This is a genomic window from Bradyrhizobium sp. RP6 (assembly GCF_003837805.1).
Taxonomy (GTDB): domain Bacteria; phylum Pseudomonadota; class Alphaproteobacteria; order Rhizobiales; family Xanthobacteraceae; genus Bradyrhizobium.
Window position 1 is genome coordinate 132,511 of record NZ_RQIT01000014.1, and the last position, 22,086, is coordinate 154,596.

Consider the following 22,086-nt stretch of genomic DNA (forward strand, 5'->3'; position numbering starts at 1 on the left):
CACCCAGGCGTACGATTCAGCGACGAAATGGCCCGAAAAGCGCAGAAAACGGCGAAACGACCGGTCCGCAAGCGGAGCGAGACCGGCAACAAGTCTGCGCCAAAGCGCCGCAATATGCGCGCGGCGGATCGAGAGCGCGCGATCGTGGACGAGGCAATCCGATTCTTTGCGGAGCGCGGCTTCGAAGGCCAGACCCGCGAGCTAGCCAAGCGCATGGGCATCACGCATTCGGCGATCTACCGTCACTTCCCCAGCAAGGAGGCGCTGATCGAGCGGGTCTACCAGGACGTCTATCTCAGCCGCTGGTCACCCGATTGGGGACCGATGATCCGGGACCGAGCCTTGCCACTGGAGGCGCGGCTCACCCGTTTCTATCTCGACTATGTCGAGCGCGTTTTCGAGTACAATTGGGTGCGGATCTTCGTGTTCTCCGGCATGAAGTCGTTCGGCATCACCAGCCGCTATCTCGACATCGTCCGCCGAGAGGTCATCGAGCCGGCGGCCGCCGAGCTGCGCCATGAGCTGAAGCTGCCCGACGCAAGAGATCATGCACTGAGCGAACGCGAGACCGAGCTGTTTTGGGGCCTGCACGGCCGCATCTTCTATCTCGCGATCCGTAAGTTCATTTACGCAACGCCGATCCCGCCTGATCTCGGCGCCATCGTCCGCGACGCCGTCCAGACCTTCATGGACGGCGCGAAGACGACGATGCCAAAACTGGTAAGCAGTACGCCCCGGCTCGGCGCTTGACTTCACCTACTTTGCCAAACTCGGCAGATCGAGGCCGTTGGTGCGCGCGCAGTCGATCGCCGTCTCATAGCCCGCATCGGCATGGCGCATGACGCCGCTCGCCGGGTCGTTCCAGAGCACGCGCTCGATGCGCCTGGCGGCTTCCGTCGTGCCGTCGGCGACGATCACCATGCCGGCGTGCTGGGAATAGCCGATGCCGACGCCGCCACCATGATGCAGCGACACCCAGGTCGCGCCGCTGGCGCAATTGAGCAGCGCATTGAGCAAGGGCCAGTCGGACACGGCGTCCGAGCCGTCCTTCATCGCCTCGGTCTCGCGATTGGGGCTCGCCACCGAGCCACTGTCGAGATGATCGCGGCCGATCACGATCGGCGCTTTCAGCTCGCCCCGCGCCACCATCTCGTTGAAGGCGAGACCGAGGCGATGGCGATCACCGAGGCCGACCCAGCAGATCCGCGCCGGCAGGCCCTGGAACTTGATGCGTTCCTTGGCCATGTCGAGCCAATTGTGCAGATGCTTGTCGCCGGGCATCAGCTCTTTCACCTTGGCATCGGTCTTGAAGATGTCCTCGGGATCGCCCGAGAGCGCGGCCCAGCGGAACGGCCCGATGCCGCGGCAGAACAAGGGCCGGATATAGGCGGGGACGAAGCCGGGGAAATCGAAGGCGTTCTTCAGGCCCATGTCCTGCGCCATCTGGCGGATGTTGTTGCCGTAGTCGAGCGTCGGAATGCCCTGCGCGTGGAAATCCAGCATGGCCTGGACATGATCGACCATCGAGGTTTTCGACGCGCGCTCGACTGCCTTCGGATCCGAAGCGCGTTTCGCCTCCCAGTCGGCCAGCGTCCAGCCCTTCGGCAAGTACCCGTTGATCGGATCATGCGCGCTGGTCTGGTCGGTGACGATGTCGGGCTTGACACCACGGCGGACCAGCTCCGGGAAAACTTCCGCGGCATTGCCGAGCAAACCGACCGAGACCGCCCGCTTCGTCTTCGCGGCCTCCGCCATGATCGCGAGCGCCTCGTCGAGCGTTGCGGCCTGGCGATCGAGATAGCCGGTGCGCAGGCGCATCTCGATGCGGCTCGGCTGGCATTCGACCGCGAGCATCGAGGCGCCGGCCATGGTCGCGGCCAGCGGCTGCGCGCCCCCCATGCCGCCAAGGCCCGCGGTAAGGATCCATTTGCCGGCCAGGCTGCCGCCATAATGGCGTCGACCGACCTCGACGAAAGTCTCGTAGGTGCCCTGCACGATGCCCTGGCTGCCGATATAGATCCAGGAGCCGGCCGTCATCTGGCCGTACATCATCAGGCCCTTACGATCGAGCTCGTTGAAATGATCGAGCGTCGCCCAATGCGGCACGATGTTGGAGTTCGCGATCAGCACGCGCGGCGCGTCCGCATGGGTGCGGAACACGCCGACCGGCTTGCCGGACTGAACCAGCAGCGTCTGGTCGGCTTCGAGCTTGCGCAAGGCCGCAACGATCCGGTCAAAGCTCTCCCAGTCGCGTGCGGCGCGGCCGATGCCGCCATAGACCACGAGCTCGCTCGGGCGCTCCGCCACATCCGGATCGAGATTGTTCATCAGCATGCGCAGCGGCGCTTCCGTGAGCCAGCTCTTGGCGCTGATGTCGCTGCCGCGGGGCGCGCGGATAGTGCGGTCATTGTCCAGTCGGCGGTTCATGCGGACCTCTTCAGACGAGTCTCGGAAACGGATCAGTAGGAAGCTGGGCGAGCGCGGCAGCTGGAAGCGCATCGGCTTCGATCAATGCAGCGGCCTTGGCGAGATCGCTAGCCATGTAGCGATCGGCACCAAGTGCCGGCACCTGCTCGCGCAAGGCGGCGATGACGGCAGCAAGCGGCGCGCTGGTCGCATGCGGCGCGCGCAGCGTGATGCCTTGGGCGGCGACCAAGAGCTCGATGCCGAGGATGGCGGCGAGGTTGTCGGCCATATCGGACAGGCGCCGCGCGGCATGTGCGGCCATCGACACATGGTCTTCCTGGTTGGCACTGGTTGGTGTCGAGTCGATCGAGCAGGCAGCTGCGCGCTGCTTGTTCTCGGCATAGAGCGCGGCCGCCGTCACCTCGGCGATCATGAAGCCGGAATTGATGCCGGGATCGGGGGTGAGGAACGGCGGAAGTCCGAAGTTGAGCGCGGGATCGACCAGCGTGGCAATGCGCCGCTCGCTGACCGCGCCGATCTCCGCCAGCGCCAGCGCAATGGCGTCGGCAGCGAAGGCGACCGGCTCGGCGTGGAAATTGCCGCCGGAGACGATCTCGCCGGTCTCGACCAGCACCAGCGGATTGTCCGTGACGGCGTTAGCCTCCACGATCAGCGTGTGCGCTGCCTGCGTGATCAGGTCGAGCGCGGCGCCCGCGACCTGCGGCTGGCAGCGCAGGCAATAGGGATCCTGCACGCGCTCGTCGCCTTCGAGATGCGAGAGGCGGATGTCGCTGCCATCGAGCAGCGCCGTCAGCGTCGCCGCCGCGGCGATCTGACCGGCATGGCCGCGTAGCGCCTGGATCTCGGGACGGAACGGCGCCGTGGAAGCCATCGCCGCATCGACCGACAATGCGCCGGTCACGAGCGCGGCGCAGGCAAGGCGAAACGCACGCAGCACGCCTGACAGGGCGTAGGCGGTCGAGAACTGCGTGCCGTTGATCAACGCTAGGCCCTCCTTGGGGCCGAGCGTCAGCGGCGAAAGGCCCGCAGCTGCCAGCGCTTCAGCGCCGGACACGGTTTTCCCGTCAACGATCGCCTGGCCTTCGCCGATCATCACGGCGGTCATATGCGCAAGTGGCGCGAGATCGCCTGAGGCGCCAACGGAACCCTGCTGCGGCACGAGCGGCGTGACGCCCCGCGCCAGCATGTCCTGAAGCTGCTCGATCAGCTCGCGGCGCACGCCGGAGGCGCCACGACCGAGAGAGATGATCTTCAGCGCCATCATCAGGCGGACGATCGGCTCCGGCGTCGCAGCGCCGACGCCGCAGCAATGCGAGAGGATCAGGTTACGCTGGAGCCGCGCGGTCTGATCGGGCGGAATGCGCTTCGAAGCCAGCTTCCCGAAGCCGGTGTTGATGCCGTAGACCGGCGCATCGGCCCGCGCCGCCTTCGCGACGATCTCCGCCGCCGCCTCGACGCGTGACCAGAACGACGGATCGAGCACGACGGGCGCACCGTCGAGCATGCGCGCGAAATCATCGAGACCGACCGTCCCCGGTTTGACGACGATCACTGTGTTCCGCTCCGTCACGCTCCCCTCCACACCCGGCGGTGCAGCGGATTGAAGCCGATGCGGTAGACCAGCTCGGCCGGGCGCTCTATGTCCCAGATCGCAAGGTCACACCATTTGCCTGCCTCCAGCGTACCGGCCTCCTCGAGGACACCGAGCGCGCGCGCGCCTTCGCGGGTGACGCCGGCGAGGCATTCAGCCACAGTCATCCGGAACAGCGTAGCTCCCATGTTCATCGCGAGCAGCAGCGAGGTCAGCGGCGAGCTGCCGGGATTGCAGTCGGTTGCCAGCGCCATGGGAACACCATGCTTGCGGAACGTCTCCGCCGGCGGCTTCTGCGTCTCGCGAATGAAATAGAACGCACCCGGCAGCAGCACCGCAACCGTGCCGGCCTTCGCCATTGCGGCCGCACCGGCCTCGTCGGTGTGCTCCAGATGATCGGCCGAGAGCGCCGAGAATTTCGCGGCCAGCGCGGCACCGCCAAGATTCGAGAGCTGGTCGGCATGGAGCTTGACCGGCAGTCCAAGTCCCCTCGCCGTTTCGAACACCCGCGCGGTTTGCGCGGCCGAGAACGCGATGCCTTCCATGAAAGCGTCGACGGCATCGGCGAGGCCCGCCTTCGCAACCGCCGGCAGCATCTCCTCGCAGACGAGATCGATGTAGCGATCCTTGTCGCCATCGGCTTCGACGGGCAGCGCATGCGCGCCGAGGAAGGAGGTGCGGATCGCGACCGGCCTCTCGCGGCCAAGGCTGCGCGCGGCCGCGAGCTGCCGCAACTCCGTTTCGGTGTCGAGACCATAGCCGGATTTGATCTCGATCGTGGTTGCACCTTCGGCGATCAAGGCATCGAGCCGAGGCAACGCGCTTGCGACGAGCTCGGCCTCACTTGCCTTGCGCGTCGCTGCCACGGTCGAAACGATGCCGCCGCCCGCGCGCGCGATCTCCTCGTAGCTCGCGCCCTTCAGGCGCAGCTCGAATTCATGCGCGCGATCGCCGCCATAGACCAGATGGGTGTGACAATCGACGAGCCCCGGCGTGATCCAGCGCCCGTCGCAGTCGATCCGTTCGGCCGCATCGGCGTCCACCGAAAAATCGGCCTGCGCACCAGCATAGACGATCCTGCCGCCGCGGGCGGCGATGATGCCGCGTTCGACCTCGCCGAGATCGGGGCCGTCACCTCGCAGCGTGGCGAGGCGGGCATTGTGCCAGATCCGGTCGAAGCGTTCTGCCATGCGGGTATCCATTCGGCGTCGGATGCTTGACTTATATGTCTAGACATATAATCGTAACGCCGTTCTGTCCAGCCGGCGTGTAACCATGACACGACTGCATTTCGCTTCCGCGCTCCTGCCTTCGGGCTGGGCCAATGACGTGCAGGTGGTCATCGCCGCCGGCGCGATCGCGGAGGTGACGGCGGGCGTGCAGCCTGGCGCCGGCGACGAGCGCCATCAGATCGCGCTTCCGGGATTGGCGAGCCTGCACAGCCACGCCTTCCAGCGCGGCATGGCAGGGCTTGCGGAGCTGCGCGGCGACAGCACCGATACCTTCTGGACCTGGCGCGAGACGATGTATCGCTTTGCGCTGGCAATGGCGCCCGACGACGTCGCGGCCGTGGCGGCGCTGCTCTATGTCGAGATGCTCGAGCAGGGTTTTACCCGCGTCGGCGAATTCCACTATCTGCACCACGACCGCGACGGCTCGCCCTACGCTGACCCCGCCGAGATGGCCGTGCGCATTGCACAGGCCGCCGAAGCCTCGGGCATTGCGCTGACGTTGTTGCCAAGTTTCTATGCGCATGGCTCGTTTGGAGGCGCAGCGCCGCATGCCGGACAGCGCCGTTTCATCTGCTCGGTCGATCAATTCTCCGCATTGGTGGCGGCCTCGCGCCGCGCAATCAGCGCGTTGCCTGGCGCCAATATCGGCATCGCACCGCACAGTTTGCGCGCGGTTACGCCGGACGAGCTCGCCGCGATCATTCCACTCGCCGATGGCGGGCCGGTGCACATTCATGCGGCCGAACAGGTGAAGGAGGTCGAGGATTGCCTCGCCTGGTCGGGCCGGCGTCCGGTGCAATGGCTGCTCGAGCATGCACCGGTCGATCGGCGCTGGTGCCTCATTCATGCGACCCACATGACGGGTGAGGAAGTGACGGCGTTCGCCAAGACCGGTGCGGTGGCGGGCCTCTGTCCGATCACGGAGGCGAGCCTCGGCGACGGCACTTTTTCGGCGCGGGAGTTTGTCGACGCCGGCGGCTTTTTCGGCATCGGTAGCGATTCCAACGTGTTGATCGGCGCCGCTGACGAATTGCGCCAGCTCGAATACGGCCAGCGGCTCAAGCACCGCCAGCGCAACGTCCTCTCCGGCGGCGCAGGTCGCTCCACAGGACGTTCGCTGTTCGACGGGGCACTCGCCGGCGGCGCGCGGGCGCTGGCGCAACCGGCCATCGGCCTCACACCCGGTGCACGCGCCGACATCGTCACGCTCGACACGGCGCATCCATCGCTGGCAGGACGAGCGCACGACGCGGTCATCGACGGCTGGATATTTTCTGCCGGCGGCGCCGCCATCGATTGCGTCTGGGCCGGCGGCCGCAAGGTGGTTGAGGGCGGTCAGCATGGATTGCGCCAAGCCGCGCGCGAACGCTTCAACGCGGCGGTGCGGAGGCTCGTCGCATGAGCCTCGTGACCGATGCCGACAAGCCGACGCTCTACAAACGCATTCGCGCCGACATCGAGAAGCGCATCCTGACCGGCGAGTGGCCGCCCGGCCATCGCATTCCGTTCGAGCATGAACTGGTCGCTCGCTACGGCTGCTCGCGCATGACCGTGAACAAGGCGCTGTCGGAGCTGGCACAGGCCGACCTGATCGAGCGGCGGCGGCGTGCCGGCTCCTTCGTGCGCCGGCCGCAGCATCAATCGGCGGTGCTCAAGATCGCCGACATTCGCGCCGAGATCACCGCGCTCGGCCGCTCCTACGGTTACGAGCTGATCGGCCGCAAGCTGCGCACCGCGACCGCCGCCGACCGCGACCGTCTCGGCGTGAACAAGGCCGGCAAGGTGGTCGCGATCACCTGCCGCCATAGCGCCGACAACGTGCCCTTCGCCGTCGAGGACAGGCTGATCGATCTGTCGTCGGTGCCGGATGCCGCGACCGCGGACTTCTCGCGCGAGCCGCCCGGTTCCTGGCTGCTTCACCATGTCCCATGGACAGAAGCCGAGCACACGATCAGCGCCATCGTTGCGGACGATCACACGGCGGACGCGCTCGCGATCGCCGTCGGCGCGCCCTGTCTTGTCATCGATCGCTACACGTGGCGCAGCGCACGCACGATCACCGCCGTGCGCCTGCTCTATCCCGGTGACTCTCACCGCCTTGTCGCGCGATTCAAGGGAGGCTGAGAGGATATGTCGGCACAAATCGTGCAACGCTTCGCGGAATCGCCCATATGGGCCGGCAAAGATCAACAGGACGTCAAACCATCGATCGGCAAGAGGACGATAATCATGCGTAGTTCGACAGTATTTGCGACAATCATCGCTCTCGCGGCCTCCACTCCGGCGCTCGCCCAGGACGTCAAGGTCGGCATGGGCATTTCCGGATGGACCGGCTTTGCGCCGCTGACGCTGGCGAAGGAGGCCGGCATCTTCAAGAAGAACGGCCTCGACGTCACCATCAAGAAGATTCCGCAGAAGGACCGCCACCTCGCCATCGCCTCCGGCGACATCCAGTGCGCCGCGACCACGGTCGAGACCTGGATCTCCTGGAACGCCAACGGTGTTACGACCAAGCAGATCTTCCAGCTCGACAAGAGCTATGGTGCCGACGGCATGGCCGTGCGCAACGACGTCGCCGCGATCAAGGACCTCAAGGGCAAGACCGTCGCCGCGTCCGCACCGGGCACCTCGCCCTATTTCGCGCTGGCCTGGATGCTGAAGAAGAACGGCCTCACTACGAAGGACGTCACGGTGGTGAACCTCGAGCCGGCCGCGGCGGCGCAGGCCTTCGTCTCCGGCCAGAACGACGCCGCGATGACCTATGAGCCATATCTGTCGACGGTGCGTGCCGCGCCCGACAAGGGCAAGATCATCGCCACCACGCTCGACTACCCGATGGTGATGGACACCTTCGGCTGCACGCCGAAATTCCTCACCGAGAATCCGAAGGCCGCCAAGGCGCTCGCCGACAGCTATTTCGAGGCGCTCGACATGATCGCCAAGGATCAGGCCAAGGCCTACGAGATCATGGGCGCCGACGTGAAGCAGACCGGCGAGCAGTTCGGCAACTCGGCGAAATACCTGCGCTGGCAGGACAAGGCCGCGAACCAGAAGTTCTTCGCCGGCGACTTCCTGACCTTCAACAAGGAGGCCGCCGAGCTCCTGCTCGAGATCGGCATCATCAAGGCTGCGCCGAAGGTCGAGGACCTCTACGACGCCAGCTTCATCAAGTAACTTTCTTCGAGCTGCCGGTTCCGCCAGAGGCGGAGCCGGCGCTCTATTCGGATTCACAATTTGATGCGTCCTCTGGACCCTGTTACATCGAGGCAGCGCGCGGCCTACGGCCTTGCGTTCTTCGTGCTGTTCGTCGCCCTCTGGTCCTGGGCGACGTTCGGCGGCCATGTGTCGAAGACCTTCCTCGCCAATCCGTTGACCATGGTTCAGGAGGGCATCGAGCTGCTCACCAAGCACGGCTTCCTGTTCGACATCGGCATGACGATATGGCGCGTCGTCGGCGGCTTTGCGCTCGCCGCGATCATCGCGGTGCCGCTCGGCGTGCTGATGGGCGCCTACAAGCCCGTCGAGGCCTTCCTCGAACCGTTCGTGTCGTTCGCGCGCTATCTGCCCGCTTCCGCCTTCATCCCGCTCCTGATCCTGTGGGCCGGCATCGGCGAGCTGCAAAAGCTGCTCGTCATCTTCATCGGCTCGGTATTCCAGGTCATCCTGATGGTCGCGGTGACGGTCGGCGCCACGCGGCGCGATCTGGTCGAGGCGGCCTATACGCTCGGAGCGAGCGACCGCGGCATCATCCGCCGCGTGCTGCTGCCCTCCTCCGCACCTGAGATCGCCGAGATCCTGCGGCTGGTGCTGGGCTGGGCCTGGACCTACGTCATCGTCGCCGAGCTGATCGGCTCGTCCTCGGGCATCGGTCATATGATCACCGACAGCCAGGCGCTGCTCAACACCGGCCAGATCATCTTCGGCATCATCGTGATCGGCCTGATCGGCCTGATCTCGGACTTCCTGTTCAAGGCGTTCAACGCCTGGCTGTTTCCCTGGAAGCTCGCATGACGACGCTCAAGATCGAACAGGTCTCGCGCACCTTCCCGGCGCGCCACGGCAACGCGCCGACCAGGGCGCTGGAGCCGACCGACCTCGTCATCGGCAACAACGACTTCGTCACCATCCTCGGCCCGTCCGGATGCGGCAAGTCCACGCTGCTGCGCATCGTCGCCGGCCTCGACCGCCCGACCAGCGGTCGCGTCACGCTCGACGGGCGCGAAGTGACCGGCCCCGGCGCCGATCGCGGCATGGTGTTCCAGTCCTATACGCTGTTCCCCTGGCTGACCGTGCGCGAGAACATCGCCTTCGGCCTGCGCGAGCGCGGCGTGCCCGAGGCGGAGCGCAACGGGATCGCCGACGCCTTCATCCGCCAGGTCGGATTGTCCGGCTTCGAGAACCATTGGCCCAAGCAGCTCTCCGGCGGCATGCAGCAGCGCACGGCGATCGCGCGTGCGCTCGCCAATGATCCGAAGATCCTGCTGCTCGACGAACCCTTCGGCGCGCTGGACAACCAGACCCGCGCCTTGATGCAGGAGATGCTGCTGGGAATCTGGGAGCGCGACCAGAAGACGGTGCTGTTCGTGACCCACGACATCGAGGAAGCCATCTTCCTCGGCAGCCGTGTCATCGTCATGAGCGCGCGTCCCGGCCGTATCAAGGCCGAAATCAATGTGGACCTGCCGCATCCGCGCTCCTACAAGATCAAGACCACGCCGGAATTCATCCAGCTCAAGGAACGGCTGGTCGAGGAGATTCGCACCGAGGCGCTGAAAGTTGCCGAACATGCCTGACACCCAGCCCCGCGCCGACGGAATTCGCGTCCTCGCCGACCTTCATGCGCTGCGCGCAATGGGCGCCTACAAGACCGGCGTGCACAAGCCGACCTTCTCCGAGCCGCACAAGCTCTCTCTGGAATGGCTCGTCCAGAAGCTGCCCGAGGCCAACCTCTCCGCAACGATCGACGGTATCGGCAACGTTTTCGGAACCAGCGCCAAGCCCGGGCCGAAGCTGCTGGCGGGCTCGCACCTGGAAAGCCAGAACTACGCCGGCTGGCTCGATGGCCCGCTCGGCGTCGTCTACGCGCTCGAGGCCGCGAGGGTTCTCAATCCGGCCCCCTCTGTGAATGGCGCCGTCGAAGTTGCCTGCTGGTGCGACGAGGAGGGACATTTCGGGCATTTCCTCGGCTCGCGCTCCTATGTCGGCCAGGTAAGCGAGGCCGATATCGACGCCGCGCGCGACCGCACCAGCGGCCGCACCATGCGCGATGCACTTGCCGAGATGGGGCTCGCCGGGCGTTCGCGCATCACCGCTGAGCCCGGACGGCACGTCGGATATCTCGAGGCGCATATCGAGCAGGGCGACACGCTCGAAAGCGGCCGCCTCGCGATCGGCGTGGTGACCTCCATCGTCGGCATCTGGCAATACCAGATCAACTTCGCTGGCGAGCAGAACCACGCCGGCACCACCCGGATGGCAGTACGCAAGGATGCGGGCCTGGCGCTGGCTAAATTCTGCGTCGCCATTGACCAGCGCTTTCCGGCCGTCTGCGGCCCGCGCACGGTCTGGACCACCGGACGCATCACGCTCGATCCGGGCGCGCCGAGTATCATTCCAGGCGCAGCAGAGATGCTGTTCCAGATCCGCGACGACGATCCGGCTGTGATTGCGCGGCTGGAGCAGTTGCTCCGGACCATGGCAGCGGAGGCCAGCGCGAACGGTCCCTGCAGTGTCACCGTCGAAAAACTCCGCACAGGCGCGCCCGCGATGATGAATTCCGCCTTTCAAGACGCGATCGAGGCGGCGGGCAAGGCCGTCGCCGGCGGCCGGTCCATCCGCATGCCGAGCGGCGCGGGGCACGATGCGCAGATGCTCGCAACCGTCATGCCCGCCGGAATGCTGTTTGTGCCATCGATCGGCGGTATCAGCCATCACTGGACCGAGAACACCTCCGATGCGGACATCATCACCGGAGCTGAGGTGTTCGTCGAGGCGTGCCGGCGGATTCTTGGGAGTTAGCGTGGCGCCCGGAGCGCGACCGAGAGTTTGGCACCCGCTCTCTTCAAATCGTCATTGCGAGCCAACGGGTCCGCGCAGAGCGCGGCCCCGTTGGCTCGCAATGACGGAGTACGAGGTAGCAGCATCGCTCTTCCCTCTTGCGTTTCGGATCGCAGACATGCCTTCGATCTCGCGGCTGATTCGCCCGAGCTTTGCGTGGTCACTCCGCCCTCTAAGCCAAGAGGGCACAGGGAAGGCCGGGTGCCGACAGGCACCCGCGGTCCGCTGCGCAAAAGGTGCACGCAGAAAACCGCACAGCAGCATACAGGTGGTGCCGATCACTCGGCCTTCCCTGCGCGATGGTCGGACGGCTTATACCGTGCTCTCCCGAGAGCCGAGTTCCTTCTGGCCTCCCTCGCCCCAGCGAAATTCACCGGCGCCGCGCCGGTTGACTCAACTGCCGCATCCGCAAGAGCTTGACCGTAGCAACGACGGCCAGGACCACACGGTTTTGCCGTACGCGCGGCTCGCTTGACCCCACCGGCTCCGACGACGTTGTGCACGTTGCCATCGAAGACCGTCGGGACGAACCTGTCAGCGCCGCTCGTCCGCACGCCGTTCCGGGCTCACGGAGAGCAATCCGCCCCGCCCTTCACCTCTCGTGCACGACGCTGCCGCGTCCACCGCAAGCCCGGCTCGCGAACATGACGACCTCACGATCGCCCCTCAAGGATGAGCCGGGACGGGCGACACATACGACAAATCCGAATTTCGGTAAAATAAAAAATTTTCTGATCGTGGGATTGACATGGGGCGACACAGGTCAAGACATGGGTGAAGCGGAAGCCCGATGAGCGCAAGGGTGGGCGCGAAACGCCGCTTGAGGACAGGCTTCGTAGCAGGGGATCTTCGCAAGCGAGTTCCCGGTGTGACTTCGCTCACCGGGCCATCAGAGCATGCGACGTACATTGTGTCGGCCGCGGCGGTACGGGCACGTCTCGGACATAAAGCCGCGGCATTTGTCGGGTTTGTGCTCCGTCCCGCCTCTGCTTTTCTCCGGAGTTCTCATGTCTTCTGCCGATCGGCCGGCCACCCGCCTTGCGACGAGGCTTGCCTTCCTCGTCGCGGGCTTCGGCATCGCGTGCTGGGCGCCGCTGGTGCCGTTCGCGAAGGCGCGGCTCGCGGTCGACGACGGCGTTCTCGGGCTGCTTCTGCTCAGCCTCGGCATCGGCTCGGTCATCGCGATGCTGCTGACCGGCGTGCTCAGCGCGCGCTACGGCAGCAAACCGATTATCATCGCGGGCGGGCTTGGTCTAACGTTGGTGCTGCCATTGCTGGCCATCGCGGCGTCGCCCGCAACGCTCGCGCTGGCGCTGTTCGTCTTCGGCGCCGCCCTCGGCTCGATCGACGTCGCCATGAACATCCACGCCGTGGAGGTGGAGCGCGCCGCAGGACGCCCGCTGATGTCCGGTTTTCACGCCCTGTTCAGCATCGGCGGCTTCGCCGGATCGGCGCTGGTGACAGTGCTGCTCTCGCTGCAACTCGGCGCACTCGCCTGCACATTGATCTGCTCCGTCCTGATGCTGATCGCCATGTTTGTGGCCTGGCCGCGCCTGCTTCGCTCGGTGCAGGCGCAGGAGGGCCCGTTGTTCGTGCTGCCGCACGGATCGGTGCTGCTGCTTGCGCTGCTCGGCGCCATCACCTTCCTCGTCGAAGGCGCAATGCTCGATTGGAGCGCACTCCTCGTCATTGGCGCGGGGCTCGTCACCGAGGCGCAAGGCGGAGCCGGCTACATCGTGTTCTCGATCGCGATGACGATAGGCCGGCTCGGCGGCGACGCGGTCGTTGCGCGCATCGGCGACCGCACGACATTGCTCTGGGGCAGTCTCATAGCGATCGCAGGTTTTGTGGTCCTGCTCACGGCGCCCGTCGCCGCGGTCGCCCTCGGCGGATTCCTCCTGATCGGGCTCGGCGCGTCGAACCTCGTGCCGGTGCTGTTCCGCCGGGCGGCGCGACAAACGGTGATGCCTACCGGGCTTGCGGTCGCGGCGATCACGACTGCGGGATACGCAGGGGTCCTGATCGGGCCCGCCGGCGTGGGCTTCGTCGCACGTCTTGGCGGATTGCCAATGGCATTCTGGCTGCTGGGTGCATTGATGGGCCTCGTCACGCTGTCGGCGCGGATCGTCACGGCGGAGCAGCGCCAGATGTCGCGCGTCGATGCGTGAGCGGCCTTGCGCCCGAATTTATGGACGGGAGAGGCGGGATTGCCACCGGCCGCAATGGTCCCATGCATGTGCGCGTCCAGGGCCATCATCCTGGCATGCCAACCTAAACCCTTCTTTCACAGGCACTATTCCGGCGGACCCAAGCAAACCAAGACCATCTGCGCCGGTCTGTCTGCCATGCGGCTTTCGGCCAGTTTACTGGACGCGTCGTTCTGCTAGATCACAACACGATACCTTTTGACTCCCGTGGAGGGGGCAATGGCACGTGCAGGCTCACAGTAATCACGACTCGCATATTTCGTTCGGGCCATTTCGGCTGTTTCCAAAGTCCCGGCTCCTGGAGAAGGAAGGGGAGCCGCTTCACATCGGCGGCCGCGCCCTCGATATTCTGATCCTGCTTGCCGAGCGCCCCGGTGAAGTCATCGACAAGAGAGAGCTGGTCAAGCGCATCTGGGCCGACGTGAATGTCGACGAGGGCAGTCTGCGCTTCCACGTCGCAGCGCTGCGCAAGGCGCTCGGCGATACCGGCAAGTCGACCCGTTATGTCCTCAACGTGCCCGGCCGCGGCTATTGCTTTGTCGCACCGTTCGCTCAAGAAGCTCCGCCGGTCGCCTCAGCCGCAGCCGAAATCACCCGTCCTCGCTCCCTGCCTGCTCAGCTCGCAAAGATGATCGGGCGAGAGGAGGTCATCGAGAAGATTTCGAACGGCTTGACCCTGCATCGCTTCATGACAGTGGTCGGCCCGGGCGGCATCGGCAAGACTACCGTCGCCGTCGCGGTCGGGCATCGCCGCTCGGCGGATTTCGGCGGACGCGTCTTCTTCGTCGATTTCGGTCCGCTGCGGGACGCCGGCCATGTCACAACCACCATCGCCTCGGCCCTCGGACTGACCGTGAACTCGGAGGACCCCACGCCGGCCCTCCTGACATTCCTGAGGACCGAACCGACCCTGCTGATCCTCGACGGTTGCGAGCATGTGCTGGATACGCTGGCTCCACTCGTGGAGCGCATCGTTCGCGAAGCGCCGCAGCTTCGCGTTCTCGCAACCAGCCGTGAGTCGTTCCGGAGCGACGGCGAGCGGATCTTTCGTCTGTTCCCGCTGGATTGTCCGCCGGAGCGAGAGGGCCTGGATGTCGCCGAGGTTCTCGCCTACCCTGCGGCCCAGCTTTTCGTCGAGCGCATCGCGCAGAGCGCGGGTCCGTTCCAGCTCAGCGCGGAAGAAGCGCCGCTGGTGGCGAGCATCTGCCGGCGCCTCGACGGCATTGCGCTGGCGATCGAGCTCGCGGCGGGCCGTGTCAATGCGTACGGCATCGCCGGAACGGCCTCCCTGCTCGACAGCCGCTTTTCGCTGCAATGGCGGGGGCGGCGCACGGCCGTGCCGCGGCACCAGACCCTCGCCGCGGCCCTCGACTGGAGCTACGACCTCCTGCCTCCGACGGAAAGCGCCACCTTGCGGCGACTGTCGGTGTTCGCCGGGCCATTCGCGCCGGAGGCCGCCGCCGCGGTCGCGTCCGGCGAGGGCTTCAGCACCTCGGAGACCTTGGAGGCGATCGACAGCCTGGTCACCAAATCGCTGATCTCTCCGTCGGGCTCGCGGACGCTACGCTATCGACTGCTCGACACCACACGCACCTACGCGCTCGGGAAGCTGAACGAGCTCGGTGAATACAGGACGTTTGCGCGGCGCCATGCCGAGCATTTTCGCGATTTGTTCGAGCACGCCGAGGCCGATACATCGACAAAGCTGCCCGAATGGCTGAACATCTATTCGGGAGAGCTGGACAATGTGCGCGCCGCGCTGGATTGGGCTTTCGCGCCCGACGGCGATACAAGGCTCGGTATCGCGCTGACGGCGGCCGCGATCACCCTTTGGGTGCGCCTTTCGCTGTTCGCCGAGTGCCGCGAGCGCAGCAGAACGGCACTGGCGGCGCTCGGAGACGGCGGGGACAACGACCGCATCCGCATGCAGTTGCTGTCGGCACTCGGCTGGTCGCTGATGTATGGCGAGGGCCGCGCGCGCGAGGCGCGCCCGATCCTGGAGACGACTCTCGAGCTGGCGGACAGGCTCGACGACAAGGATTTCCGGCTGCGCGCGCTCTGGGGACTATGCATCGACCAGTTCAACAACGGACAGTTCGGCAACGCCCGTGCGTTCGCCGATCGTTTTGCGAGCGCGGCGGCGAACTCTCCCGACAAGTCCGACGTCATGCTGGGCGACCGGCTGACGGCTGTCGCGCTGCACTATCTCGGTGATCAGAATGACGCGCGGCAGCGCATCGACCGGGTCAATGCATCGCTGCACTTTCTGGCGGAGAAGCCCAAGATCTTCCCGCTCGATCTCAGGATCTCAACCCAGTATTTCCGGGCCCGCATCCTGTGGCTGCAGGGACTCGCCGACCAGGCGCAGGCGCTGGCGGCAAGAAACATCGAGGAAGGCCGAGCCAACGGCCACGCCCTGACCTTCTGCAGCGTGCTCGGCCAGGCCGCATGCCCGATCGCCTTCTGGGCCGGCGATCTCGACGCCGCGGAACGCCACGGCCGCGAGCTGCTTGAGCACACCGATCGGCACGCGATCCGGCTGTGGGGCCTGTGGGCAAGGGCCTTCAATGCGGCAGTCGTCGCCAAGCGCGGCGACGTCGCGATCGGCCTGCCGCTGCTGCGCGAAGAACTCAATCGCGCCGGAGATGCACGCTTCCTGCCGCGCTTTCTTCCCCTGCTCGGCGAGCTTGCGGCCTGCTTTGGCGAAGCCGACCAGGTCGATCGCGGCCTCGACGTCATCGGTGACGTCCTGACCCGTTGCAACGACCGGCAGGAGCTCTGGTACCTGCCTGAGCTGATCCGCATCAAGAGCGAGTTGATGCTCAGAAGCGCGCGGCGTTCATGGGACGCCGAGGCTCGCTTTGGCGAGGCCATGGATATTGCCGTCCAGCAGGGCGCGCGCTTCTGGGAGCTGCGCTGCGCGATCAGCCTCGCACGGCTCAAGATGGGGGCCGGCCGGAGTGCGGAAGCTCTGGCCATTCTGAAGAATGTCTCCGGATCGTTCACGGAGGGCGCCGAGATCGCCGACATGCGCACCGCGCGCGAGTTGATGGCACAACTCCGAAACTGACGGCGCCGCCTCGCCCCCAGCAGCAGCCGAGGGTGCACGTTCACAAGTTGGTCGTCATGCCCGGGCTTGTCCCGCCTGCGCGGCCGAAGCCGCTTCGGCGAGGCGAAGGCCGGGCGTCCAAGTTCTTTGTGCGACGTGGCAAGACGTCGATGGCCGGGACAAGCCCGGCCATGACGTCGTGGAGGGTTCGATTTCTCCAACTCTCTCTATCATAGGCCCTGAGCGGCAGCCGCACGCCGCGGCAGCTTCCAGTCGGGCCGGATGAAGTGGCAGGTGTAGCCGTCAGGATAGCGTTCGAGATAATCCTGATGCTCCGGCTCGGCCTCCCAGAACTCGCCAGCGGGAGCGACCTCGGTCACCACCTTGCCCGGCCAAAGGCCCGACGCCTCGACGTCGGCGATGGTGTCTTCGGCGATCTTCTTCTGCTCGTCACTGGTGTAGAAGATCGCGGAGCGATAGCTCGTGCCGATATCATTGCCCTGGCGATTGAGCGTGGTGGGATCGTGGATCTGAAAGAAGAACTCCAGCATCCTGCGGAAGCTGGTCTTTGCGGGATCGAAGATGATCTCGATCGCTTCGGCATGACCTTCGTGATTGCGATAGGTGGCATTCTTGACCCGCCCGCCGGTGTAGCCGACGCGGGTAGAGACCACGCCCGGCTGCTTGCGGATGAGATCCTGCATGCCCCAGAAGCAGCCCCCGGCCAAAACTGCGCGTTCTGTCGTCATCTGTCCGCTCCCAATTGATCGCTCTGCCCGTTCTGCATCCCGCCAAATATATGCTTTCGGCCGCCCGGCCGAAAGCCGTGCATTGCGCCCGTGTCCACCCGGTTCCTAGAACCGGATGGACCCAAAGCAAACGCCCGTCTCTAGCCCAGCTTGGCGTCGAGCGTGATGGCGGCATTGAGCACCTTCGACACCGGGCAGTTCTTCTCGGCCTCGCCGGCGAACTTCGCAAAGCCGGCCTCGTCGAGGTTCGGCACCCTTGCACGCAAGGTCAGGGCGGACTTGCTGATCTTGAATCCCTTGCCTTCGGGCTCGAGCGTCACCGCGGCTTCCGTCGACAGCTCGTCCGGCGTGAAACCTGCCATCTGAAGGCCAAAGGCCAACGCCATCGTAAAACACCCTGCATGGGCCGCCGCGATCAACTCCTCGGGATTGGTCCCCTTCTCGTTCTCGAAGCGGGTCTTGAACGAATAGGGCGTCTGCGCGAGCACGCCGGATTCACTCGTCAAATGGCCGGTCCCATCGCGACCGGTGCCTTTCCAGACTGCCGTTGCCTTGCGGATCATCTCAAATTCTCCTCGTTTGATTTCAGCACCGGCGCTCGGTACCGGTGAAAAGCGACATTGGCACGACCGCCCGTCACCGTTCCAACCGGCCGAACGCCGCAGCGGTTCCGTCAGCTAGGTGCCGATCTGCCCGACGTGGAAACCGAGCCGGTTCTCGACATCGCCCGCGCGGTGGAAGCCGCGCGCCATCAGCGCCCTGATCCGGCTCTGGCTCGCAGGCCGGCCGAGCGCCGCCAGGAACGCATCCCACTCCGGCTTGATCTCGGCATCGGACGGCAGGCTCGCAACGTCGACGAGGCGCTTGGTCTCGGTGATCGCTTCCTTGTCGAAGGACGCGATGCGCATCGCAAGCGCCTCGACGAAACCGTCGAGCTCGGCATCCGGCAAGGACCGGTTGACGTAGCCATAGCGCTCGGCGAGATCCCCGTGGATGTCGTCAGCGCCGAGCAGCACTTCGAGCGCGCGGCCGCGGCCGATCAGGCGCGGCAACCGCGCCATCGGCCCGCCACCGGGCACGAGGCCCGCGCCGACCTCCCATTGCGACAGGATCGCCTTCTCGCGGCTGGCAAAGCGAATGTCGCTGGCGAGCGCGAGCTCGCTGCCGACGCCGGTGGCGCGGCCCCGGATCGCGGCAATCGAGACCACCGGCGCACGGCTGAGGCGGACCAGCATGTCGGGCAGCGCCTGCAGGCCGGTCGGCCCGGGCGGGATGCTCAACGACTCTTCCAGCGGTGCGAGGAAATCGTAGTGGGTAAGGAAGAAGCCCTCGACGGCGCTGTCGAACACCACAACCTTCACGTCCGGATCTGTCTCGATCGCCGTGACGATGTCGCCCAGCAGCGGAAGCTGCTTCGGCCCGAAAATATTCACCGGCGGCATATCGAAGGTGACGCGCCAGTATGACGACAGCCGGCGCTCCAGCCGGATGTCACTGGTCGTGACATTGCGTTCGGGACGGTTCATCTCTTGTACTCCCTGATGCATGTGTTCGCGCTTCAGATCGATTGCCGCAGCGGACGGAACGCGGTGCGCATCTCCGCACAGAACAGTGCGGGTTGCTCCCAGGCGGCGAAATGTCCACCCTTGTCGAGACGACTGTAGTGGATCAGCTTGGGATAGGCCTTCTCGGCCCAGCTCCGCGGCGCAGCGTAGATCTCGTCCGGAAAGACGCTCACAGCGACCGGTATCTTGACGTGCTTGGGCGCGAAGAACACCAGCTTGTTCTCCCAATAGAGCCGCGCCGACGACACCGCGGTGTTGGTGAGCCAATAGAGCGTGATGTTGTCGATGACGTCGTCCCGTGACAGACCTTCGGTCTTGCCGTCGAAGACGCGCGCGATCATTGCGGCACTGCGTGCGTCGTGGTCGAGCATCCAGGAGGCGAGACCCGCGGGCGAATCCACGAGGCCGTAGAGCGTCTGCGGCCGGTTCGACATCTCGATCGCGTAGCCGAGACCATGCTTGTAGAAATCGTCGAGCTGGTCGTAGGCGATGCGCTCGTCGGTCGAGAGATCCGGCGGCCGCGCTCCGCCCGGCTGAAGCGCTCTGGCGATGTCGTCGGGGACGGTCGCGGGCATGTTGGTGTGGATGCCGAGCAGCTCGGGCGGTGCGATCAGCGCCATCTGCTCGGTGACGGCATTACCCCAGTCGCCGCCTTGTGCGACATAGCGGCTATAGCCGAGCCGCTTCATCAGCACGATCCACGCGCGCGCGATGCGCTGGGGATCCCAGCCGAGCTCCGTCGGCTTGCCCGAGAAGCCGTGGCCTGGGAGCGAGGGGATCACCAGATCGAACGCATCCACGGCGCTGGCGCCGTGCGCGGTCGGATCGGTGAGCGGTCCGACGATCTTCATCTGCTCGATGATAGAGCCGGGCCAACCATGTGTGACGATCATCGGCAGCGCATTCTCGTGCCGCGAGCGGACGTGAATGAAATGGATGTCGACACCGTCGATGTCGGTGACGAATTGCGGCAACGCGTTCAGCCGCGCCTCGATCCTGCGCCAGTCGTAGTCGCTCTGCCAGTAGCGCACGAGCGCCTGCACCGTCTTCAGCTGCACGCCCTGCGATTGGTCGGTAACGATCTCGCGATCGGGCCAGCGTGTGGCCGAGAGGCGACGGCGAAGGTCGAGCAGATCCGCCTCGGGCACGTCGACGCGGAAGGGGCGGATTGCGCCGCTCGCAGCCGCTTTTGCCGGCTGCAGCGGCAGCAGGCTCGACACGCTGGCGGCAACCGCGACCATCGCGGCCTGGCTCAGCAACTGACGGCGGTCTGGGTTGAGGATGTCGGGCCGGATTTGGGTCGTCATTTCTGGATCTCCCTTGCTTCGACCGGTGTCGTTTCGAGCGCGACACGTCGGTTCGTCCTGTGCAAGACGTTGGCACGGGCCATTCCGATTTGCGCGTTATGGCTCGTTAGGCCGCGTTAGCCCTTGCGAGTCCGCGCGATGAACCAGAACGGGCGAAACCGATGTGGCGCGGCGCGCGACGACATCAGTCGTCGCGCGCCGTATCGGCCAAGTCAGGAGATGCGCTGGCTGCAGTTCACGACGGCAGCGGCTGGCCGGCCTGCTCGCGGACGATATAGTCGGCATACCAGTCCGGCCAGTTCTCGTCGTGTCCGCCGGTCCGCGTCTCGTGCTCGCCATGCGCGGCCGCCGCGCGGCGCAGCGCCGCCGCCAGATCGGTCGTCGAAGCGAATGTCGTGGCGCCGCTCGCGATGCGCCCGGGCAGTCGTGTCGTGACCTCCTGGAACAGCCAGCCATTGCCGTCGGGGTCGCTGAACGATGCGAACGAGCTGTAGCTGCCGCGCTTCGGATCGGCCCCGCCGACCCGAACGCTGCCGAACAGATACGGCTCGTCGGGTCCGGCATGAACGTCGCCGGCACCGTGGAATGGCGCGCTGACCTCGACGCCGCGGTCGAGCAGGTCCTGCCGGGCGGCTTCGAGATCGGAGACGATCAGGTACAGGCCTCGCGCCGAGCCGGGCGCTGCGGCCGTCACGTTCCTGCCGAAGATCACCGAGCAGGCCGAGCCCGGCGGCGTGAACTGGATCACGCGCCAGTCCTCGCCCGACGAGAAATCGGCGTCCAGCCGCCAGCCGAGGCGCGCGTAGAACGCCTTGGCCTGGTCGACGTCGGACACGGGGACCACGACGATCTCGAGCTTCAAGTCAACGCTGCGCGATGTCGATGGCCTGGTGCCGGTTTCGCGATCGATTTCGATGGCTGTCATGTTGAACTCCCTGATGTGAGACGCGGTGCAGACGCTGAAGGGCTCATGGGACAGTCGGCATCACGATCGTCACCCGCGTGCCGCCCTGCCCCGCCTCGCCGTGCAATCGCGCATGGATGCTGCGCGCGAGCCCTTCGAGGATCCGGCTGCCGGTGCCCTGAAGCGGGCCGGTCGCACCAATGCCGTTGTCGGCCACCGTGCAGAGCCAGGCGCCGTCGCGGTTCGCCAATTCGATGCGGATCAGCGCATCGGTTCTGTTCGGGAAAGCGTGCTTTGCCGCATTGGTGACCAGCTCGGTGAGCATCAGCGCGAGCCGATGACATTGAGCGGCCGGCAGCCCCCCGCTCTCGATCGCGGCTTCGCAGCAAATGCCTGCCGGCTCCAGCACCGCTTCGGAGAGGGCTCCACACAGGTTTTCGAAGAACGGCTCCACGGCGACTGCCGATGGATCATCGTTGTCGGACAGGAGCTGATAGAGCCGGCCGAAGGCGACGATGCGCCGCTCGAGCCGGTCCACCGCCTGCGACACATCCCTTTTACTCGCGCGCGTGAAGTCGCGGCGGACCGACGCACCGAGCAGCGTCAGCGTGTTCTTCATGCGATGATGGGACTCCCGCAGCACGAGTTCCCAATCACGCGACTGCTCATCGAGACTGGCGACGAATTGAGGTCGAACGACGTGGTCATTCGGCCGAGCACCGATACCGGACATTATAGCCTCCCCGTTGAAGCAGGATCTCTCTCAACGGCCATACTGGATGCACCGCGTGCGTTTTGCCCGTTAGACGTTGCAAGATTCTGTTATGATCGGCGGCGCCAGAATCTCGCGGCCGGCACCGGTGCCTCGAGGGTCAGGTGCGCTGACGAATTGTCGCGGTCGCGTCGTAAACTACTCGCGTTTAAGCAAAATTTGCCACGCACGTCCCGCTGCGATCAGCGGTCGCCACGCGATTTCGCCACTTTCGGCCGGTTTACTG

Annotated in this window: 18 protein-coding genes; 9 read left to right on the forward strand and 9 right to left on the reverse strand. The window is 65.6% G+C overall.

What is annotated here, in order from left to right; genetic code table 11:
• The first annotated feature begins 114 nt into the window (after nucleotides 1-114).
• Nucleotides 115-750: a TetR/AcrR family transcriptional regulator gene (locus tag EHH60_RS23815; RefSeq protein ID WP_199751854.1), complete on the forward strand. Its 636-nt coding sequence runs from the start codon at nucleotides 115-117 to the stop codon at nucleotides 748-750.
• A 6-nt stretch (nucleotides 751-756) separates the two neighbouring features.
• Here the strand turns inward: EHH60_RS23815 and hutU are convergent, their stop codons facing one another.
• The 3 genes from hutU to hutI are packed head-to-tail and all read right to left on the reverse strand — an operon-like array spanning nucleotide 757 to nucleotide 5,208.
• On the reverse strand, nucleotides 757-2,427 hold the full coding sequence (gene hutU / locus EHH60_RS23820) for a urocanate hydratase (protein ID WP_124161852.1): 1,671 nt from the start codon (nucleotides 2,425-2,427) through the stop codon (nucleotides 757-759).
• Nucleotides 2,428-2,437: 10 nt separating this feature from the next.
• A complete protein-coding gene (gene hutH, locus EHH60_RS23825) occupies nucleotides 2,438-3,997 on the reverse strand; it encodes a histidine ammonia-lyase (protein ID WP_124161853.1) in 1,560 nt (519 codons plus the stop codon).
• Entirely contained in the window at nucleotides 3,994-5,208 is a 1,215-nt protein-coding gene (gene hutI, locus EHH60_RS23830; protein ID WP_124161854.1) for an imidazolonepropionase, read from the reverse strand. Before hutI ends, hutH begins: the two co-directional genes overlap by 4 nt.
• 85 nt (nucleotides 5,209-5,293) lie before the next feature.
• Between hutI and EHH60_RS23835 the strand changes: the two genes are divergently transcribed.
• From EHH60_RS23835 to EHH60_RS23875, 8 genes are all read left to right on the forward strand, one after another.
• Entirely contained in the window at nucleotides 5,294-6,652 is a 1,359-nt protein-coding gene (locus EHH60_RS23835) for a formimidoylglutamate deiminase (RefSeq protein WP_124161855.1), read from the forward strand.
• Nucleotides 6,649-7,374, forward strand: a complete 726-nt coding sequence (gene hutC, locus EHH60_RS23840; protein ID WP_124161856.1) for a histidine utilization transcriptional repressor HutC — start codon at nucleotides 6,649-6,651, stop codon at nucleotides 7,372-7,374. Before EHH60_RS23835 ends, hutC begins: the two co-directional genes overlap by 4 nt.
• A 105-nt stretch (nucleotides 7,375-7,479) precedes the next feature.
• A complete protein-coding gene (locus EHH60_RS23845) occupies nucleotides 7,480-8,424 on the forward strand; it encodes an ABC transporter substrate-binding protein (protein ID WP_124161857.1) in 945 nt (314 codons plus the stop codon).
• A 63-nt stretch (nucleotides 8,425-8,487) separates the two neighbouring features.
• Nucleotides 8,488-9,261: an ABC transporter permease gene (locus EHH60_RS23850; RefSeq protein ID WP_124161858.1), complete on the forward strand. Its 774-nt coding sequence runs from the start codon at nucleotides 8,488-8,490 to the stop codon at nucleotides 9,259-9,261.
• Entirely contained in the window at nucleotides 9,258-10,043 is a 786-nt protein-coding gene (locus EHH60_RS23855; protein WP_199751857.1) for an ABC transporter ATP-binding protein, read from the forward strand. The genes EHH60_RS23850 and EHH60_RS23855 overlap by 4 nt, the downstream gene beginning before the upstream one ends.
• Complete coding sequence (locus EHH60_RS23860) at nucleotides 10,036-11,268, forward strand: Zn-dependent hydrolase (protein WP_124161860.1); 1,233 nt, start codon at nucleotides 10,036-10,038, stop codon at nucleotides 11,266-11,268. Before EHH60_RS23855 ends, EHH60_RS23860 begins: the two co-directional genes overlap by 8 nt.
• A 1,046-nt stretch (nucleotides 11,269-12,314) precedes the next feature.
• Complete coding sequence (locus tag EHH60_RS23870; protein ID WP_124161861.1) at nucleotides 12,315-13,475, forward strand: MFS transporter; 1,161 nt, start codon at nucleotides 12,315-12,317, stop codon at nucleotides 13,473-13,475.
• Nucleotides 13,476-13,740: 265 nt separating this feature from the next.
• A complete protein-coding gene (locus tag EHH60_RS23875) occupies nucleotides 13,741-16,584 on the forward strand; it encodes an ATP-binding protein (RefSeq protein WP_124161862.1) in 2,844 nt (947 codons plus the stop codon).
• A 209-nt stretch (nucleotides 16,585-16,793) separates the two neighbouring features.
• Here the strand turns inward: EHH60_RS23875 and msrA are convergent, their stop codons facing one another.
• The 6 genes from msrA to EHH60_RS23905 all read right to left on the reverse strand — a co-directional run bounded on the left by msrA (nucleotide 16,794) and on the right by EHH60_RS23905 (nucleotide 21,821).
• Nucleotides 16,794-17,312 (reverse strand): peptide-methionine (S)-S-oxide reductase MsrA, encoded by a 519-nt coding sequence (gene msrA, locus EHH60_RS23880; protein WP_124161863.1) that lies wholly within the window; start codon nucleotides 17,310-17,312, stop codon nucleotides 16,794-16,796.
• 140 nt (nucleotides 17,313-17,452) lie between these two features.
• Nucleotides 17,453-17,875: an OsmC family protein gene (locus tag EHH60_RS23885; protein ID WP_124161864.1), complete on the reverse strand. Its 423-nt coding sequence runs from the start codon at nucleotides 17,873-17,875 to the stop codon at nucleotides 17,453-17,455.
• 114 nt (nucleotides 17,876-17,989) lie between these two features.
• A complete protein-coding gene (locus EHH60_RS23890) occupies nucleotides 17,990-18,838 on the reverse strand; it encodes an enoyl-CoA hydratase/isomerase family protein (RefSeq protein WP_199751860.1) in 849 nt (282 codons plus the stop codon).
• A gap of 32 nt (nucleotides 18,839-18,870) precedes the next feature.
• Nucleotides 18,871-20,184, reverse strand: coding sequence for an epoxide hydrolase family protein (locus EHH60_RS23895; protein ID WP_124161866.1), 1,314 nt, complete (start codon nucleotides 20,182-20,184; stop codon nucleotides 18,871-18,873).
• Between the two features lie 235 nt (nucleotides 20,185-20,419).
• Entirely contained in the window at nucleotides 20,420-21,109 is a 690-nt protein-coding gene (locus EHH60_RS23900; protein WP_124161867.1) for a VOC family protein, read from the reverse strand.
• 43 nt (nucleotides 21,110-21,152) lie between these two features.
• Nucleotides 21,153-21,821, reverse strand: a complete 669-nt coding sequence (locus EHH60_RS23905; RefSeq protein WP_124161868.1) for a sensor histidine kinase — start codon at nucleotides 21,819-21,821, stop codon at nucleotides 21,153-21,155.
• Nucleotides 21,822-22,086 lie beyond the last annotated feature (265 nt).

Excerpts from the sequence above, each read along its gene's own strand:
- EHH60_RS23815 (WP_199751854.1), top strand. The coding sequence starts at position 115 with ATGCGCGCGGCGGATCGAGAGCGCGCGATCGTGGACGAGGCAATCCGA.
- hutU (WP_124161852.1), bottom strand. The coding sequence starts at position 2,427 with ATGAACCGCCGACTGGACAATGACCGCACTATCCGCGCGCCCCGCGGC.
- hutI (WP_124161854.1), bottom strand. The coding sequence starts at position 5,208 with ATGGCAGAACGCTTCGACCGGATCTGGCACAATGCCCGCCTCGCCACG.
- EHH60_RS23835 (WP_124161855.1), top strand. The coding sequence starts at position 5,294 with ATGACACGACTGCATTTCGCTTCCGCGCTCCTGCCTTCGGGCTGGGCC.
- hutC (WP_124161856.1), top strand. The coding sequence starts at position 6,649 with ATGAGCCTCGTGACCGATGCCGACAAGCCGACGCTCTACAAACGCATT.
- EHH60_RS23845 (WP_124161857.1), top strand. The coding sequence starts at position 7,480 with ATGCGTAGTTCGACAGTATTTGCGACAATCATCGCTCTCGCGGCCTCC.
- EHH60_RS23850 (WP_124161858.1), top strand. The coding sequence starts at position 8,488 with ATGCGTCCTCTGGACCCTGTTACATCGAGGCAGCGCGCGGCCTACGGC.
- EHH60_RS23855 (WP_199751857.1), top strand. The coding sequence starts at position 9,258 with ATGACGACGCTCAAGATCGAACAGGTCTCGCGCACCTTCCCGGCGCGC.
- EHH60_RS23860 (WP_124161860.1), top strand. The coding sequence starts at position 10,036 with ATGCCTGACACCCAGCCCCGCGCCGACGGAATTCGCGTCCTCGCCGAC.
- EHH60_RS23870 (WP_124161861.1), top strand. The coding sequence starts at position 12,315 with ATGTCTTCTGCCGATCGGCCGGCCACCCGCCTTGCGACGAGGCTTGCC.
- msrA (WP_124161863.1), bottom strand. The coding sequence starts at position 17,312 with ATGACGACAGAACGCGCAGTTTTGGCCGGGGGCTGCTTCTGGGGCATG.
- EHH60_RS23885 (WP_124161864.1), bottom strand. The coding sequence starts at position 17,875 with ATGATCCGCAAGGCAACGGCAGTCTGGAAAGGCACCGGTCGCGATGGG.
- EHH60_RS23890 (WP_199751860.1), bottom strand. The coding sequence starts at position 18,838 with ATGAACCGTCCCGAACGCAATGTCACGACCAGTGACATCCGGCTGGAG.
- EHH60_RS23895 (WP_124161866.1), bottom strand. The coding sequence starts at position 20,184 with ATGACGACCCAAATCCGGCCCGACATCCTCAACCCAGACCGCCGTCAG.
- EHH60_RS23900 (WP_124161867.1), bottom strand. The coding sequence starts at position 21,109 with ATGACAGCCATCGAAATCGATCGCGAAACCGGCACCAGGCCATCGACA.
- EHH60_RS23905 (WP_124161868.1), bottom strand. The coding sequence starts at position 21,821 with ATGTCCGGTATCGGTGCTCGGCCGAATGACCACGTCGTTCGACCTCAA.